The 13,655-nt window shown below is 75.4% G+C and carries 12 protein-coding genes; 6 read left to right on the forward strand and 6 right to left on the reverse strand.

What is annotated here, in order from left to right; translation table 11 throughout:
- Nucleotides 1-23 precede the first annotated feature (23 nt).
- The 3 genes from ACIQ6Y_RS17205 to ACIQ6Y_RS17215 form a co-directional block, all read right to left on the reverse strand.
- Nucleotides 24-1,694 carry a hypothetical protein gene (locus ACIQ6Y_RS17205; protein WP_404038970.1) on the reverse strand — a complete coding sequence of 557 codons (1,671 nt, stop codon included), beginning with the start codon at nucleotides 1,692-1,694 and terminating at the stop codon, nucleotides 24-26.
- Nucleotides 1,695-1,766: 72 nt separating this feature from the next.
- Nucleotides 1,767-2,135 (reverse strand): family 43 glycosylhydrolase, encoded by a 369-nt coding sequence (locus tag ACIQ6Y_RS17210; RefSeq protein ID WP_404038973.1) that lies wholly within the window; start codon nucleotides 2,133-2,135, stop codon nucleotides 1,767-1,769.
- Nucleotides 2,136-2,250: 115 nt separating this feature from the next.
- Nucleotides 2,251-2,682 (reverse strand): tetratricopeptide repeat protein, encoded by a 432-nt coding sequence (locus ACIQ6Y_RS17215; RefSeq protein ID WP_404038976.1) that lies wholly within the window; start codon nucleotides 2,680-2,682, stop codon nucleotides 2,251-2,253.
- 425 nt (nucleotides 2,683-3,107) lie between these two features.
- Here ACIQ6Y_RS17215 and ACIQ6Y_RS17220 point away from each other — a divergent pair, with 425 nt between their 5' ends.
- From ACIQ6Y_RS17220 to ACIQ6Y_RS17245, 6 genes are all read left to right on the forward strand, one after another.
- Nucleotides 3,108-3,218, forward strand: coding sequence for a keywimysin-related RiPP (locus ACIQ6Y_RS17220; protein WP_399644456.1), 111 nt, complete (start codon nucleotides 3,108-3,110; stop codon nucleotides 3,216-3,218).
- Nucleotides 3,219-3,299: 81 nt separating this feature from the next.
- Nucleotides 3,300-5,150, forward strand: a complete 1,851-nt coding sequence (locus ACIQ6Y_RS17225; RefSeq protein ID WP_404038979.1) for an asparagine synthase-related protein — start codon at nucleotides 3,300-3,302, stop codon at nucleotides 5,148-5,150.
- Complete coding sequence (locus tag ACIQ6Y_RS17230; protein ID WP_404038982.1) at nucleotides 5,141-5,416, forward strand: lasso peptide biosynthesis PqqD family chaperone; 276 nt, start codon at nucleotides 5,141-5,143, stop codon at nucleotides 5,414-5,416. Before ACIQ6Y_RS17225 ends, ACIQ6Y_RS17230 begins: the two co-directional genes overlap by 10 nt.
- 15 nt (nucleotides 5,417-5,431) lie before the next feature.
- Entirely contained in the window at nucleotides 5,432-5,848 is a 417-nt protein-coding gene (locus ACIQ6Y_RS17235) for a lasso peptide biosynthesis B2 protein (RefSeq protein WP_404038985.1), read from the forward strand.
- Nucleotides 5,849-5,856: 8 nt separating this feature from the next.
- A complete protein-coding gene (locus ACIQ6Y_RS17240) occupies nucleotides 5,857-7,641 on the forward strand; it encodes an ABC transporter ATP-binding protein (protein WP_404038988.1) in 1,785 nt (594 codons plus the stop codon).
- Nucleotides 7,598-8,500, forward strand: coding sequence for a squalene/phytoene synthase family protein (locus ACIQ6Y_RS17245; protein ID WP_404038990.1), 903 nt, complete (start codon nucleotides 7,598-7,600; stop codon nucleotides 8,498-8,500). Before ACIQ6Y_RS17240 ends, ACIQ6Y_RS17245 begins: the two co-directional genes overlap by 44 nt.
- A 62-nt stretch (nucleotides 8,501-8,562) precedes the next feature.
- Here the strand turns inward: ACIQ6Y_RS17245 and ACIQ6Y_RS17250 are convergent, their stop codons facing one another.
- Genes ACIQ6Y_RS17250 through ACIQ6Y_RS17260 form a run of 3 tightly spaced genes read right to left on the reverse strand, consistent with a single transcriptional unit; the run spans nucleotide 8,563 to nucleotide 13,651 of the window.
- A complete protein-coding gene (locus tag ACIQ6Y_RS17250) occupies nucleotides 8,563-9,141 on the reverse strand; it encodes a GAF domain-containing protein (protein WP_404038993.1) in 579 nt (192 codons plus the stop codon).
- Between the two features lie 26 nt (nucleotides 9,142-9,167).
- A complete protein-coding gene (locus ACIQ6Y_RS17255; protein ID WP_404038996.1) occupies nucleotides 9,168-10,001 on the reverse strand; it encodes a S8 family peptidase in 834 nt (277 codons plus the stop codon).
- Entirely contained in the window at nucleotides 9,998-13,651 is a 3,654-nt protein-coding gene (locus tag ACIQ6Y_RS17260; protein ID WP_404038999.1) for an adenylate/guanylate cyclase domain-containing protein, read from the reverse strand. Before ACIQ6Y_RS17260 ends, ACIQ6Y_RS17255 begins: the two co-directional genes overlap by 4 nt.
- Nucleotides 13,652-13,655 lie beyond the last annotated feature (4 nt).

The following is a 13,655-nucleotide window of genomic DNA, read 5'->3' on the forward strand; positions in this document are numbered from 1 at the left end:
TGGGTGCCTGGGAGTCTCGGGGCCTAGGGGCCGAGGCGCCGCGATCCGATGACCGCGGCCGCCACGGCGGCGGGCAGGAGCAGCAGCAACAGGATGGAGAGAATGCCCAGTCCGGTGGGCTCGCCGTTCGGGCGGATCAGACGGCGCAGGAGCGGGGTGGCGGGGGTGAGCGCCTGGTCGCGGGGCGGGGTGACCCGGGCGCCGGGTGTCTCAGGAGTGCCCTGATCGGGTCGATCGGGCCGGGCAGGAGCTTCCCCTTGCCCGGCGACGGCCCCGCCGCCCGCGCCGGCGGCGGTCCCGGCCCCGGCACCGGCGGCAGCTCCGGCATCCGCTCCCGCGGCGGCGCCGCCCGTACCGGCGGCAGTTCCGGCGCCCGCACCCGCACCGGCGGCAGCCCCGGAGCCGGCACCCGCGGCAGCCCCCGCCGCAGCTCCCGCACCCGCCGCAGCCCCGGCGCCCGCGGCAGCCCCAGCACCGGCACCGGCACCGGCGGCAGCTCCGGCACCCGCGCCCGCGGCGGTCCCGCTGCCGGTGCCCGCGGCGGCGCCGCCGCCCGTTCCGGCGGCCGTGCCGCCGGCGGCTGCACCGAGCTCACCGGCCTCCGCCGCTGCCCCCGCCTCGGCCACCCCGGGTGCGGCGATCCCCGGCGGCGGTGACGGAGGCGGTGGCGCCGCGCCGGGTGGGAGCGGAAGCACGGGCGGAGGGAGCAGTCCGACCGGTGGACCGGCGGGCGGCGGCGGAGCCCCCGGCGCCGGTGAGGCCGAGGGAGAGGCAGCGGACGGAGGAAGGACCGAGGCGGTCGGCCGCACAGGAACGGACGCGCCCGGCGGAGGTGCAGGCGGGGACGGAGGCGGTGGAGGTGGAGGTGGAGGTGGAGGCGGAGGCCGCTTCGGGATCGTGAACCGCAGCCCGGCCCGTGCCGTGAGCAGTGGCGGAGGTTCGCTCCGCCCGTACGGCCCGAGCGTGTGCAGGCGGTCGTCGCCCCGGGCGAGGCCCGCGCTGGGGTAGGTGCCGGGCGGTCGCCGTACCGCCGCCGTGCACCGCGCGGACCGGCCGGGCGCCAGGTGCGCCACGACGGCGCCGCGCCCGCCGCAGTCGATCCGGGCCGGCCGGAGCACCGCGTCGGTGACCCGGACGCCGTACACGGCACGGTTGCCGAGGTTGCTCACGGTGTACGTGACGACGGCCCGGGTGCCGCTCACCCGGACCGACTCGGACAGGACGAGGGCACCGCCGACACCGGCGTAACCCGACCGGGCCCGCGCGCGGGACTCGGTGTGCAGATAGGGGATGCGGCCACGGGCCGTCACGACGGTGACCCAAGTCCCCTGCCGGGCAACGGTCTGGGCCATGCATGCCGTCGAGCTCATCCCGCGCAGGAAGGGGACGTGGTCACGGCCGCCGGGACAGCGGATGCGCACCCCGGGCATACCCGGGTCGGTCACACGGACGTCGTACAGGTCCGCTCCCCCGCGGTTGATCAGCCGGTACGTCCTGATGACCGGGCGCCCGGAACGGATGCCCGGGTCCAGCGCGCCGAGGCCGGGGCGGGTGTTCACCGACACCTCCAGCGCGAGTCCGCTCGTCCCCGTGCCGTCGGCGGCGGCCGGCGGGGCCGGGCCCGCGGCGGCAGCGGCGGCCGCGAGGCCGAGCAGCAATAACGCCGCCCGCGAGCGGATACGTTCGACGAGCATATGGTCATGATCTTCACGACCGTGCCGGATCGGCCCGCGCCCACGCCGGGGCGGAGCGCGATCCCCGCGGAATCACTCGGTCGCACCGCCCGAACGCCCCACCGCCGCGAGGCACCCTCTGACGGGGGCGTCGAAGCCGTCGGCCCCGTCTTCGGCGGGCATGTCCCGGCCGGCCGCCGGGAGCATCGCGGGCGCGGGCACCTCGGTGGCCGGCAGGCCGGTCGGGGTGCGGGGCCAGCGGTCGGGTGTCCAGGTCACGGGCGCGAGGGCGGTCTCGCGGCCCAGTACGCAGGGTCCGCGCCGGCCGAGCGGACGGGCGACGAGGTAGGCCAGGTACCACTCGTCGTCCCCGGCCTGGACCTGGTTGCCGTGCCCCGCCTTCTGCAGCGGCAGCTCAGTGCGGCACCGGATGACGGATGACCCGTGCCGTACGCCCCCCACCGCGACTCCCCCTCCGGCCGACTCGATCACAGCGGACCGTAGTGTCGAACGTGTTTGCGGACGACCGCCGGCCCTGACAGGGGCTCCCCGTCAGGGCCGGGCGTCCGTGTCGCGGTCAGTCTTCGGCCGGGAACTCTCCCGCGAACGCGGCGGCCATCCGCAGCCAGGGCTCCGCCTCCAGCGCGCGCCCCTGGCGCTCCAGCGTGCGGCCGAGCATCAGGTGGGCGTAGTGCTCGACCGGGTCGCGCTCGACGACGCTGCGCAACTGCTCCTCGGCGCGGCCGAGTTGGGCGGAGTGGTAGTAGGCGCGGGCCAGCAGCAGCCGCGGGCCGGTCTGCTCCGGGACCTCGTCGACGACGGCGGCGAGCAGTCGTGCGGCACCGGCGTAGTCCTTGGCCTCGAACAGCAGCCGGGCCCGCTCCCAGCGCTCGGCGGTGGTCTCCTCGCGCGGCGCGCCGGGGCCGTTGTCGAAGAGGTGCAGGGCGCTGGCCCAACGGTCGGGCGCCACACCGTCGTTCGGCGCGTACCCGTTGAAGTCGGTGGTCATGCCGCTCACCCTCCAGCTTGTTGACCGTTCAACCATATGCTTGAACGGGGTGGGGGTGCGGCGTATTCCGGGGGTGTGATCACCAGAAGTTGCAGTGCGGAGGTGACTCAAGGCCTGAATCCCGCAACAAACCGTGACCACGCCTGGCCCACGTCCGCTTCGGCGCGGCGATCACGCACGACCGGCGCGGGGAGACCCAGCCGGTCGTGACGAACGCCGTACCGCTCACCCTCGCCGTGTTCGCGGCCTGGGGCCGCTTCGGGCCGCAGGCGTTCCGACAGCGGGCGAATGTGGTCGACCAAGTCACCTGTCCCGGCTGAGTAGTTGAAGCTTCGCCCATCTTAATTCCCCGAGAAGTCCGTATATTTGGTGATAAGAATGGATGAGAGGGGTATGTAAGAGCGTGGAGAAGGGAGGTGGATGGCATGCGTACGTACGAGCCTCCGACCCTGACCCTGGCGGGTTCCTTCAGGAGCCTCACCGGTCTCGGCGGGCACGGTCCGAGAGACCTGCTCTTCCGGCACCAGCTTCTCTGACGCCGAAGGATCGCATCCCACCCGGCGGACCGGGTGGCGCAGATCGCTGCGGCCCGGCCCGCCACCTGGCGCAGGAGGGCGGTGACGCGCACGTCCCCGGAACCGACACCCGGCTGGTTCGCGGTGCTGCCCGACTGCCGGTCGGCTCAGCCCGCCGCGACGGCCCTGCGGGATCTCGCCCCCGAGCGGATCGACCATCCCTCCGGGCGCCCCTGGATCCTCGGCCACTGGCCCCGCCACGCGCTGGCCCTCGGCGGCGCGGGCCGCAACCGCATCGCCCTGCTCGGCCAGCACTCCCGCACAGAGCAAGAGCTGTCCCACGCCGCCGCACGCCTGCACGGGCCCGCCGCGCTGGACGGCCTGGCCCGGAGTACAGCCGGCAGCGCCCATCTGATCGCGTCGGTCGACGGCGTCGTACGCGTGCAGGGCTGCGTGACGTCGATGCGCCGCGTCTGCCACGCGCGCGTGGGCGAGGTGACCGTCGCCGCGGACCGGGCCGACGTCCTGGCCCGGCTGACCGGCGCTTCCCCCGACGAGTCCCTGCTCGCGCTGCGGCTGCTGGAACCGCTCATCCTGCCGCCGCTGACCCGTACGCCCGTCTGGCGTGCGGTCACCGAAGTGTCCGGCGGCAGTTACCTCCTCCTCGACGCGGCGGGGCGGCCCCGGCAGGTCCGCTGGTGGACCCCGCCGGAGCCGGTGGTGCCGATGGCGCAGGGCGCGCCCGCCCTGCGCGACGCCCTCGCCGCCGCGGTCGCCGTACGCACCGACGGCCACGCCACGGTCAGCTGCGACCTCGGCGGTCTGGACTCGACCGCCGTCTGCTCGCTCGCCGCCCGCAGCACGCCGCGGGTGATCGCCTGCACCGTCGCCCTGCGCGACGCCCGCGGCGACGACGTGCTGTGGGCCGGCCGCACGTCCGCCGCGCTCGACGCCGTGGAGCACCATGTGATCCCGCCCGAGGACGTGCCGCTGTTCTACGCGGGCGTGCACCGCCTCGACGATCCGTTGGAGGAGCCCACCTTGGGCGGTGAGCGGGAGCGCGGGCTCGTCACCGTGCGCCGCGCCGCCGCGCTCGGGTCGCGGACCCATCTGACCGGGATGGGCGGCGACGAGCTGCTGTACGGGTCGCTCGCCCATCTGCACACCCTGGCGCGCACCCGCCCCGCGTTCGCCGCCCGGCTGGTCCGCGGCTTCGCCGCCAAGTACCGCTGGCCGCGCGCCGCCGTGCTGCGCCAGCTCGCCGACGGCCGTCCGTACGGGGCCTGGCTGGCCTCCGTCGCCGACCATCTCACCGAGCCGCCCCCGCCGCTCAACGAACCGCTGCTGGCCTGGGGCTTCAGCCCGCGGCTGCCGCCCTGGACGACGCCGGACGCCGTCACCGCCGTACGCGGTCTTCTGCGGCGGGCCGCGCGTGAGGCGCCGCCGCTCGCCGAACGCCGTGGGCAGCACCGGGAGCTGGCCGCCATGCAGGCCGTGTCCCGGGTCGCCGCCGAGGTGGAGGAGCTGGGCGCGCGCATCGGGGTGAGGGTCGGCTCGCCGTACTACGACGACCGGGTCGTCGAGGCAGGTCTCGCCGTACGGCCCGAGGACCGCATCACCCCCTGGCGGTACAAGCCGCTCATCGTCGAGGCCATGCGCGGGGTCGTCCCCGAGGCGAGCCGCGCCCGGCAGACCAAGGCCACCGCCGACTGCGACGAGGCGCCCGGACTGCGCCGTCACCGGGCCGAACTGCTCGCCCTGTGGGAGGACTCGCGGCTGGCCCGGCTGGGTCTCATCGACGCCGGCGCCGTACGGGAGGTGTGCGCCCGGCCGCTCGATCCGCGGCTCGGCATGGACGTGCTCTACCAGACCATCGCCTGCGAGACCTGGCTGCGTGCCGTCGAGCGGCAGGCCACCGGAGTACCGAACCGGCAGGAGGAGACATGGATGTGAGGCTGCGGGGCCATGTGTCGCTCGCCCCGACCGAGGACGGCATCGCCCTGCTCGACGAGGACTCGGGCGACTACTGGGCGCTGAACCCCACCGGCGCGGTCGTGCTGCGCACGCTCCTCGACGGCGGCACGTCCGGTGAGGCGACCCGGCGGATCGCCGAGGAGTACGCCGTCGACACCGCGACCGCGGAACACGACGTCGAGCAACTGGTCGCCGCGCTGCGCACGGCCGGGCTGATCGAGACGACGGCGCCCGGCACACCGTAGGGGAGGTGGTCCGCGATGACGATGCAGGGCGCGGTCCTGCACGATCCACGGTCCGTGCCCCTTCCGCGGCGGCTTCAGGCGCATGCGGTGGTGGGCGCGGCGCGGCTGCTGGCCACCCGCTCGCCGCGCCGGATCCGCGGCGTCCTCGGACTGCTCCGGCGCGGCGCCCGGCCCGCCGGGACCGCCGAGGCGAAAGAGGCGCGGGACACGGTGGTCGCGGTCAGTCTCGCCTGCGGCGGGCCCGAGGGCTGTCTGGCGCGGTCGCTGGCCACCGCACTGCTGTGCCGGCTGCACGGCAGCTGGCCCACCTGGTGCCTCGGGGTGCGCTACACCGCGCCGTTCGGGGCGCACGCGTGGGTGGAGGCCGACGGGGAGGCCGTCGGCGAGGACTTCCCGCCCGGCTATTTCCGGACCCTGTTCACCGTCCCGTGAAGGACGCCATGGCCGCACCCGAGGGTCCTCGGCCGCCGGACGGCCCGGCGGGGCTTCGGCATGTGCTGCGGCTGCTGGGCCCGTACCGCCGGTGGGTCCTTCTCGCCTGCGCGCTGACCCTCGCCGGGGCGGGTCTGGCACTCGCGCAGCCGCTGCTGGTCCGGCAGGTCATCGAGAACGCGGGCACCGGCGGCGTCTCCGCCGGCCTCGTCGTGGCGCTGGTCGGGCTGTTCGTCGCGGAGGCCGCGGTGGAGACGGCCGCGCGCTATGTGCTGGCCCGCACCAGCGAACAGGTCACCCTCGGGCTGCGGCTCGGCCTGATCGGCCGGCTGCTGCGGCTGCGGATGCCGGTGTACGAGCGGCAGCGCACCGGGGATCTGATCTCGCGGCTCGGCACGGACGGCGCGGAGGTGCGCCGGCTGGTGGCGGACTCGTTCGCCGACGCCGTGACGGGCGTGGTGGGGGTGGCGGGTGCCGTGGCGCTCATGGTGTGGCTGGACCCGGTGCTCTTCCTGATCGTGCTGGTGCTGGTGACCGTGGGCGGGCTCGCGGTGGCCGGCGCGCTGCGCGGGCTGCGGCGGGCCTCGCTGCACCGGCAGACGGCGGTGGGTGCCATGGCCGCCGATCTGGAGCGGGCGCTCGGCGCGATCCGCACGGTGCGGGCCAGCCGGGCCGAGGAGCGTGAGTGCGACCGGATCGCCGTCCAGGCGCGCGGCGCCTACACGGCGAGCCTGCGCATGGCCCGCCTGGAGGCGGTGATCGGCCCGGCGACCCGGCTCGCCGTCAACGGCTCCTTCCTGGTGGTGCTGTTGGTCGGCGGGCTGCGGGTCGCGCAGGGCGAGGGCTCGGTCGCCGACCTCGTCGCGTTCCTGCTGTACATGACGTATCTGGTGATGCCGATCGACGCCGTCTTCCAGGCGATGAGCGCGCTCCAGCAGGGCAGCGGCGCCCTGCAGCGCATCGAGGAGGCCCTGCGACTGCCGCCGGAGCCCGGGTCCGGCGGGTCCGGTCGGGTGTCCGTCGCGCCGAGGCCGCGGCGCGGGGACGTCGCGCTGGAGTTCCGGGACGTGTGGTTCGGCTACGAGCCGGGCCGGCCGGTGCTGCGCGGGGTGTCGTTCCAGGTGCCGGCGCTGCGGACCACCGCGCTCGTCGGGCGGTCGGGCGCGGGCAAGTCGACGGTCTTCGCGCTGACCGAGCGGTTCTACGACCCCGACCGCGGCCGCATCCTGCTGTGCGGCGAGGACCTGCGCGGCCTGGACCGGTCGGAGTCCCGCGGCCGGATGGCGCTGGTGGAGCAGGAGGCGCCGGTGCTGTACGGCACGCTGCGGGAGAACCTCCTGTACGCCGCCCCCGACGCGGGCGAGGCCGAACTGCGCCGCGCCCTGGCCCTGGCCGACCTCGACACCGTGGCGGCGCGGCTCCCGGGGGGCCTCGACACGGACGTCGGCGAGCGCGGCGTCCGTATGTCCGGCGGCGAACGGCAGCGCGTCGCCATCGCCCGCGCCCTGCTCGCCCGGCCCGCGCTGCTGCTCCTCGACGAGCCCTCCTCCCAGCTCGACCCGGTCGGCGAGGCCGCGCTGCGCCGCACGGTGCGTCGCATCAGCCGCGAGTGCACCCTCCTGGTCATCGCCCACCGCCCCTCCACCGTCCAGGCGGCCGACCACCTCATCGCCCTCGCCGACGGCCATGTCGTCGCCACCGGCACCCCCGCCGAACTGCTCCACTCCGACGGCCGCCTACGATCGGCGCATGAGCGTGTGGAAGCGGGGCCTGGACGCCGCGGGAATCCATGAACCCGGGCTGCGCCGGGACTACTCCGCCCAGCGCAAGGTGGTACGCCGCTTCCGCCGCAGCTCCTATCTGGCCGCCCGGGTCCTGCTCCCTCCGGCCGTGCTCCCCCATGCGATGGCCGCCACCGCCTTCATGCACCACGGGGACAACCTCCTCGACACCGGCACGACCTCGCAGCGGGCCACCGCGTGGGCGGCGTGGGAGCGGCAGGTGCGCACAGCGCTGGAGACCGGGCGGGCCGACGACCCGCTGATCCACACGCTGCTGCACACGATCGGCTCGTATCCGCGGCTCCGCCCGGTCGTGGCGGAGTATCTGTCCACCGCCGCAGCCGAGTTGGAATTCGAGGGCTTCGCCACCGAGGACGACTACCAGGCGTATGTCGACGCCTACTCGCATCCGGCGTTCATGCTGGTCGCCACGCTGCTGGGACCGCAGGACGACGACGGCCGGTTCCGCGCGGCCTGCCGGACGCTCATCGACGGCAGCCAGCGGCTGGACTTCGTCAACGACCTCGCCGAGGACCTGCGGGAGGGCCGGCTCGGCATCCCCGAGGAGACGCTGAAACGCTTCTCGGTGACGGTGGAGGACCTGAAGGAGGGCCGCCGGCCGACCGGGCTCGGTGACCTGGTGGCGCATGAACTGGGGCTGGCGCGGGCCGCGTTGCTGGCAGCCGGACAGCAGAGCGGGCTGGCCGCGCCCGAGGGCCGGCCGCTGATGCGGGCGCTGGTCGACATCGAACTCCGTACGGCCGACGCGGCACTTGGGCGTGGGGCGGGTCTGCTGCGCGGCCCGGCGTCGCCGCCGCCGGTCGGGACGGTGCGGACGCTGTTGCGGGAACGCCGGGCGGCGCGCGGGTAGGGCCTGTCTTCCGGATCACGCCGGCGTCACGGGCCCTGGCACGCACATCTGCCGCGTTGTCGTCAGTCGCCGAGGAGGCGGCGGGCCTCGCCGAGCAGGCGCAGGAGTTCGGTGCGGTCCTCGGGGGCGGCCGGGAGCGGGGGGCGGGGGGCCTGCCGGGTCAGGAGGTGCAGGGCCACGGCGGCCTGGCGGGCGAAGAGGCAGAGCAGGTCGAGTTCCGGCAGGCCGGCGCGGGCCTGCGGGGACGGGTCGAGGACCTCCAGGACGCCGAGGACGCGGTCGCCGTGCAGGAGGGGGACCGCCATCAGGGCGTTCGGGACGTAGCCGGTGGACTCGGCGATGTCCCGGTCGAAGGCGGTGTTGTCACGCAGGTCGTCGACCACCATCGGCTCCCCCGAGGCGGCGACCCAGCCGGCGATTCCCCGGCCCGCCGGGAAGCGCCGACCCACCAGGAACTCCTGGCCCTGCCCGGAGACGGCCTCGAAGACCAGCTCGTCCGCCGCGGCCTCCAGCAGCATGATGGAGCTCGCCTGGGCGCCGAAGATGGCGCGCGCGGTGTCCACCACCGACTGCAGGAGCTCCGCCAGGGCCGGATCGGGCCTGGGGCTCGCGGACACGGCGGGGACGATCGTCTGGGCCATGGGGGCTTCCCTTCCGGCGCCGGTCGTTACCGGCGTCCGTGGACACGGACGTTGGCTGCGGACAGATACAGGGCGTTCTTCAGCTGGAACGGCGTCAGCCGGGGCCGGCTCGACAGGATCCGCGCGCACAGGCCCGCCACGAACGGGGTGGCGAAGCTGTTGCCGGAGCTGCGGATCGACGTACCGCCGAGCCAGGCCACCTGGACCCGCTGCCCCGGAGCGAAGAACTCCACCGGCGGGTCGGGGTTGTACAGGTGCAGGTCGGGGTCGTCCTCCTGGTGGCTGCCGACCGAGATCACCGAGGAGAAGCGCCAAGGGAAGCTCTCCACATGCGTGTTGTGAGCCGCGGCGACGATCACGGTCTGCTGGAAGTAGGCCTCGTCGGCCAGCCGGCGCAGCTCCTCCACGAAACGGGCGTGGCTGGTGGACAGGCTCAGGTTCACCACGTCGAACCGTTGGCGCACCGCCCAGCGCAGGCCTTCGAGGAGGACGTCCCCACTGCCGGAGAAGCGCTCGCCGAGCACCCGTACGCTGGTCAGTTCGCACTCCGGCGCGGTGCGGCGGATGATCCCGGCGCAGGCGGTGCCGTGGCCGCAGGCGTCGCCCTCGTCGGTCTCCTCGACGTGGACGCCGTCGGCGTCCTTGAAGACGCGCCAGGAGCCGTCTAGCGGGCCGACCATGGGATGGTCGGGTTCGACGCCCGAGTCGACCACGCACACGCGCACGCCCCGGCCCGTGCCGCCGACCAGGCCCTGCGGGGGCGCGTCCGGCGGCCCGTCGGCCTCCACGGGTACGTCGGCGGGGCCGCGCCCCCGCAGGCCCCAGGTGAGTCCGGGCGCCGGTCGCTGCGCGGTGGTCATCGTCGTGCCTCCTGTCCGGCGGCGGTGACGCCGTGGCATCCGGCGGCCACGGCCTCGGCGTGGCGTACGGCCGGGAGGTGGCCCTTGGCCGCGAAGTGCCGGCGTGCGCGCAGGGCCGCCGGGGCCGCGTCGGCCGGGCGGCCCAGCGCGAGGGCGGTGCGGGCCAGGTCGAGGGCGGCGAGGCCCTGCACGATGGGCGAATCGGTGCAGGCCGCGGTGGCCGACGCCCTCGCGGCCAGCCGGGTCGCGGTCCCGTCGTGTCCGCGCGCGGCGGCGATCCGGGCGCGCAGCCCGTCGAGGTCGGCCGACTCGGCACGCGGCCGCGCAGGTCCGGCCAGTTCGGCGAGAGCGGCCTCGGCGGCGGGCACCTCGCCGAGGTCCAGCCTGATACGGGCGGCGTCCAGCAGGGCACTGCGCAGCAGCGCGGTCGCGCCCAGGTCCCGCGCGGCGGAGGCGGCCCGCTCCAGACAGGCCAGCGCCTCCTCCGCGCGGCCCGCGAGGTCGGCCACGGTCGCGGTGAAGATCGGCAGGAAGGCGTCGGCCTCCGCGTAGCCGAGCCCTTTGGCGAGGTGCTCCGCCTCGGCGAGACAGGCCAGGGCGCCGTCGCGGTCGTCGTGCAGCGCGAGGACCACTGCCAGGGGGCAGTTGAGCGTCAGCCGTACGGCCCGGCGACCGGGCCCCTGGTCGGCGAGGAGCGCACGGCAGCGGGCCACCGCCTCCTCGACCGGCTGGGGGCCGCGCCAGAGCGACACGCCGACCGCCCCGAGCGCGGCCGCCCGCTCCGGCTCGGCATCGGCCCGCACCGCATGCCGCAACGCGCGATCGAGCAGCCGCTCCGCCGCCCGGTGCCGCCCATGCTCCTGCGCCGCCTGCGCGAGCCGCAGACAGGCCCTCGCCTGACCGAGCTCGTCCCCGGCCGCAGCGAACACCGGCAACGCGGCCGCAGCCGCCTCGGCGGGCGACTCGCCCTCCCTCCCCGCGACCGGCCCGGCGGAAGCGAGGGCGAGCCGGGCGTGAGCGGCTTCTACGGCGTCGGGGGTGGGGGCGGTGCTGTGGGCGGGGGGCTTTTCGGCGCGCGCGCCGTGGGCTGTGGGCTTTTCGGCGTGCGCGCCGTGGACGGGGAGCTTTTCGGCGTGCGCACCGTGGGCGGTGGGCTTTTCGGCGTGCGCACCGTGGACGGTGGGCTTTTCGGCGTGCGCACCGTGGACGGTGGGCTTTTCGGCGTGCGCACCGTGGACGGGGAGCTTTTCGGCGTGCGCACCGTGGACGGGGAGCTTTTCGGCATGCGCGCCGTGGGCTGTGGGCTCTACGGCGCCCGAGCCACGGGCGCTGACCGCCAGGGCTCCGGAGCCATGGGCGGGGGCCTCCACCGCCTCCACGCCACAGGCGACGACCTCTGCGGCGTCGGCGTCACGGGCGGAGGCTGCTACGGCGTCCACACCGCGGGTGACAGCCGCTGCGGCGTCGGAGTCAAGGGCGGAGGTCTCTACGGCGCCCGAGCCACGGTCGGTGACCTCCACGGCCTCCCCCACCACGCCCTCCAGCACAACCCCTCCCCCCAACGCGGCCCCCACCCCCGCCCCACCGCCGGAGGCACCCGTCTCGGTGAGGACCTCCTCCAGCAGGGCCCGGCCCTCTTCGCCGTGGCCGAGGTCGAGCAGGGTCTGGCCGAGGCGGCGGCGGGTCGGGATGCGGCCCGGTTCGCCGGGGGTGTAGTGGGAGGCGGCTCGGGTGAGGAGGTCGGCGGCCCAGGCGGGGTCGGCGTGGGCGAGGGCCAGGCGGCCGGCCTCGGCGAGGGCGTCGGCGGCGCGGCGGCGCAGGCGGTCGGTGTGCGGGTCCTGGGCGCCCAGCTCCACGCGGTAGCGGTGGGCCTGTTCCAGGTGGGCGCCGACCGCGGCGTCGCCCCGGTCGCGGACGGAGTCCAGCCGTGCGGCCCGTTCGTGCCGGTCGGCCCGGTCCTGCTTGGACTGGCTGGCGTAGACGACCTCCTGGATGAGCCCTCCGGCGAAGCGGAAGGCCTCGCCGTGCGGGCGGACCAGCCGGTGGCGGACCAGCCGGTGCAGAGTGGAGCGCAGCTCGGACGGGGTCCAGGTCTCCTCGGGGCGTCCGGCGAGCGCGGCCATGTCGTCGGCGGTGAAGTCGCCGCCCAGGACCGACGCGAGGCCAAGGGCGCGGTGTTCGGGCGGGTCGAGCGCGTCGATGCGGGCGCCGATCAGGGCCTGGAGCGGGAGCGGGACGTGGTCGGCGTCGACGGGCTGACCGGCGAGCAGCAGCTGCTCCAGGTGCAGCGGGTTGCCGCCCACTCTGGCCAGGATCTGGGCGGCGAGCGGTTCGCCGTCCGTCGTACGGCCGGTCAGTTCGGCAGCGAGGAGCCGCGCGTCGGCGTCGGAGAGCCCGCCGAGCGGTACGGCTTCCTGGGCCAGTTCGGGGCGTGCGTCGAAGAGTGGGGGCCGGGTGAGCAGGACGATCAGGACGGCCGCGTCGGCGAGGGCGCGCAGCAGCCGGTCGAGGGCGTCGAAGAGCGGCTGGGCGGCCCAGTGGCAGTCGTCGAGCACGAGGACGACGGGGCGGGTGCGGGACAGGTCGGCGAGGACCTTGGCGAGGGCCGCGCAGGTGTCCGCGGGTGAGGGGTTGGGGGTGCCGTTCAGGAGCAACCCCTGGCGGAGCAGGTCGAGTTCGGGGGTCGGTTCGGCCGGGGTGCCGGTGTTCAGCAGGTCGGTCACGGCGTCGGCGAGCGGTCCGAGGCTGGGCTGTACACCGCGGGCGTGACAGCGCCCGACACCGTTGCGGGGGCCGCCGCCGGGAGAGCCTCCGGCGCGCTGGAGCCATTCCCGCACGAGTCGGGTCTTGCCCTGGCCAGGTTCCCCGCCGATCACCAGGCGGCCGGGCCGGCGGGTCCGTCCGACCCGCGCCAACGCCTCGTCGAGCAGGGTGAGTTCATATGCGCGGCCGACGAAGGCGAGGTCGAAACGGCGCAGCGCCTCGGGGTCGTCCTTCTCGTCCAGGCCGAGCAGGCGGTGGGCGGTGACCCGGTCGCGCTTGCCCTTGAGCAGCAGCGGCCCGATCGGTGTCGTGCGCACACCCGGTCCGGCGGCGGCCAGGGTGTCGGGCCCGATGAGGATCTCCCCGGCGCCAGCGTTCTGCTCCAGGCGGGCTGCGATGTTGACGACCTCGCCCGAGACCATCGCCTGGCGCAGGGTGGCCGAACCGGTCACGGCCTGACCGGTGTTGACACCGATGCGCATCTCCAGCGTCACGCCGACGGCTTCCTCCAGCCAGGTGTTGAAGGCTGCGAGCGCCTCGCGCATGGCCAGGGCGGCGGCGACGGCCCGGCGGGCGTCGTCCTCGCGCACGGTCGGCACGCCGAAGACGGCCATCACGGCGTCCCCGATGAACTTCTCGACGGTGCCGCCCTGTTCCTCGATGCGCTGCCGCATCAGGTCGAACCAGCGCAGTGTCACCGAGCGCAGGGTCTCCGCGTCCAGCGCCCCGGACAGTGCCGTGGAGCCCACCAGGTCGCAGAAGAGGAGGGTCACCACCTTGCGGCCGGTCGGCCTGGCCGTGACCGGCCGGGTCGCGCACGGGCTGCCGCAGGCGGGGCAGAACCGGGCGTCGGGCGGCAGCGCGGCGCGGCACGAGGCGCAGGGCATGGGT

Source organism: Streptomyces sp. NPDC096205 (assembly GCF_044763135.1).
Taxonomy (GTDB): Bacteria; Actinomycetota; Actinomycetes; order Streptomycetales; family Streptomycetaceae; genus Streptomyces.

Bases quoted from the DNA above. Each gene is read 5' to 3' on its own strand.
- ACIQ6Y_RS17250 (WP_404038993.1), bottom strand. From the start codon at position 9,141: ATGGCCCAGACGATCGTCCCCGCCGTGTCCGCGAGCCCCAGGCCCGAT.
- ACIQ6Y_RS17215 (WP_404038976.1), bottom strand. From the start codon at position 2,682: ATGACCACCGACTTCAACGGGTACGCGCCGAACGACGGTGTGGCGCCC.
- ACIQ6Y_RS17240 (WP_404038988.1), top strand. From the start codon at position 5,857: ATGGCCGCACCCGAGGGTCCTCGGCCGCCGGACGGCCCGGCGGGGCTT.
- ACIQ6Y_RS17230 (WP_404038982.1), top strand. From the start codon at position 5,141: ATGGATGTGAGGCTGCGGGGCCATGTGTCGCTCGCCCCGACCGAGGAC.
- ACIQ6Y_RS17260 (WP_404038999.1), bottom strand. From the start codon at position 13,651: ATGCCCTGCGCCTCGTGCCGCGCCGCGCTGCCGCCCGACGCCCGGTTC.
- ACIQ6Y_RS17255 (WP_404038996.1), bottom strand. From the start codon at position 10,001: ATGACCACCGCGCAGCGACCGGCGCCCGGACTCACCTGGGGCCTGCGG.
- ACIQ6Y_RS17220 (WP_399644456.1), top strand. From the start codon at position 3,108: ATGCGTACGTACGAGCCTCCGACCCTGACCCTGGCGGGTTCCTTCAGG.
- ACIQ6Y_RS17205 (WP_404038970.1), bottom strand. From the start codon at position 1,694: ATGCTCGTCGAACGTATCCGCTCGCGGGCGGCGTTATTGCTGCTCGGC.
- ACIQ6Y_RS17235 (WP_404038985.1), top strand. From the start codon at position 5,432: ATGACGATGCAGGGCGCGGTCCTGCACGATCCACGGTCCGTGCCCCTT.
- ACIQ6Y_RS17245 (WP_404038990.1), top strand. From the start codon at position 7,598: ATGAGCGTGTGGAAGCGGGGCCTGGACGCCGCGGGAATCCATGAACCC.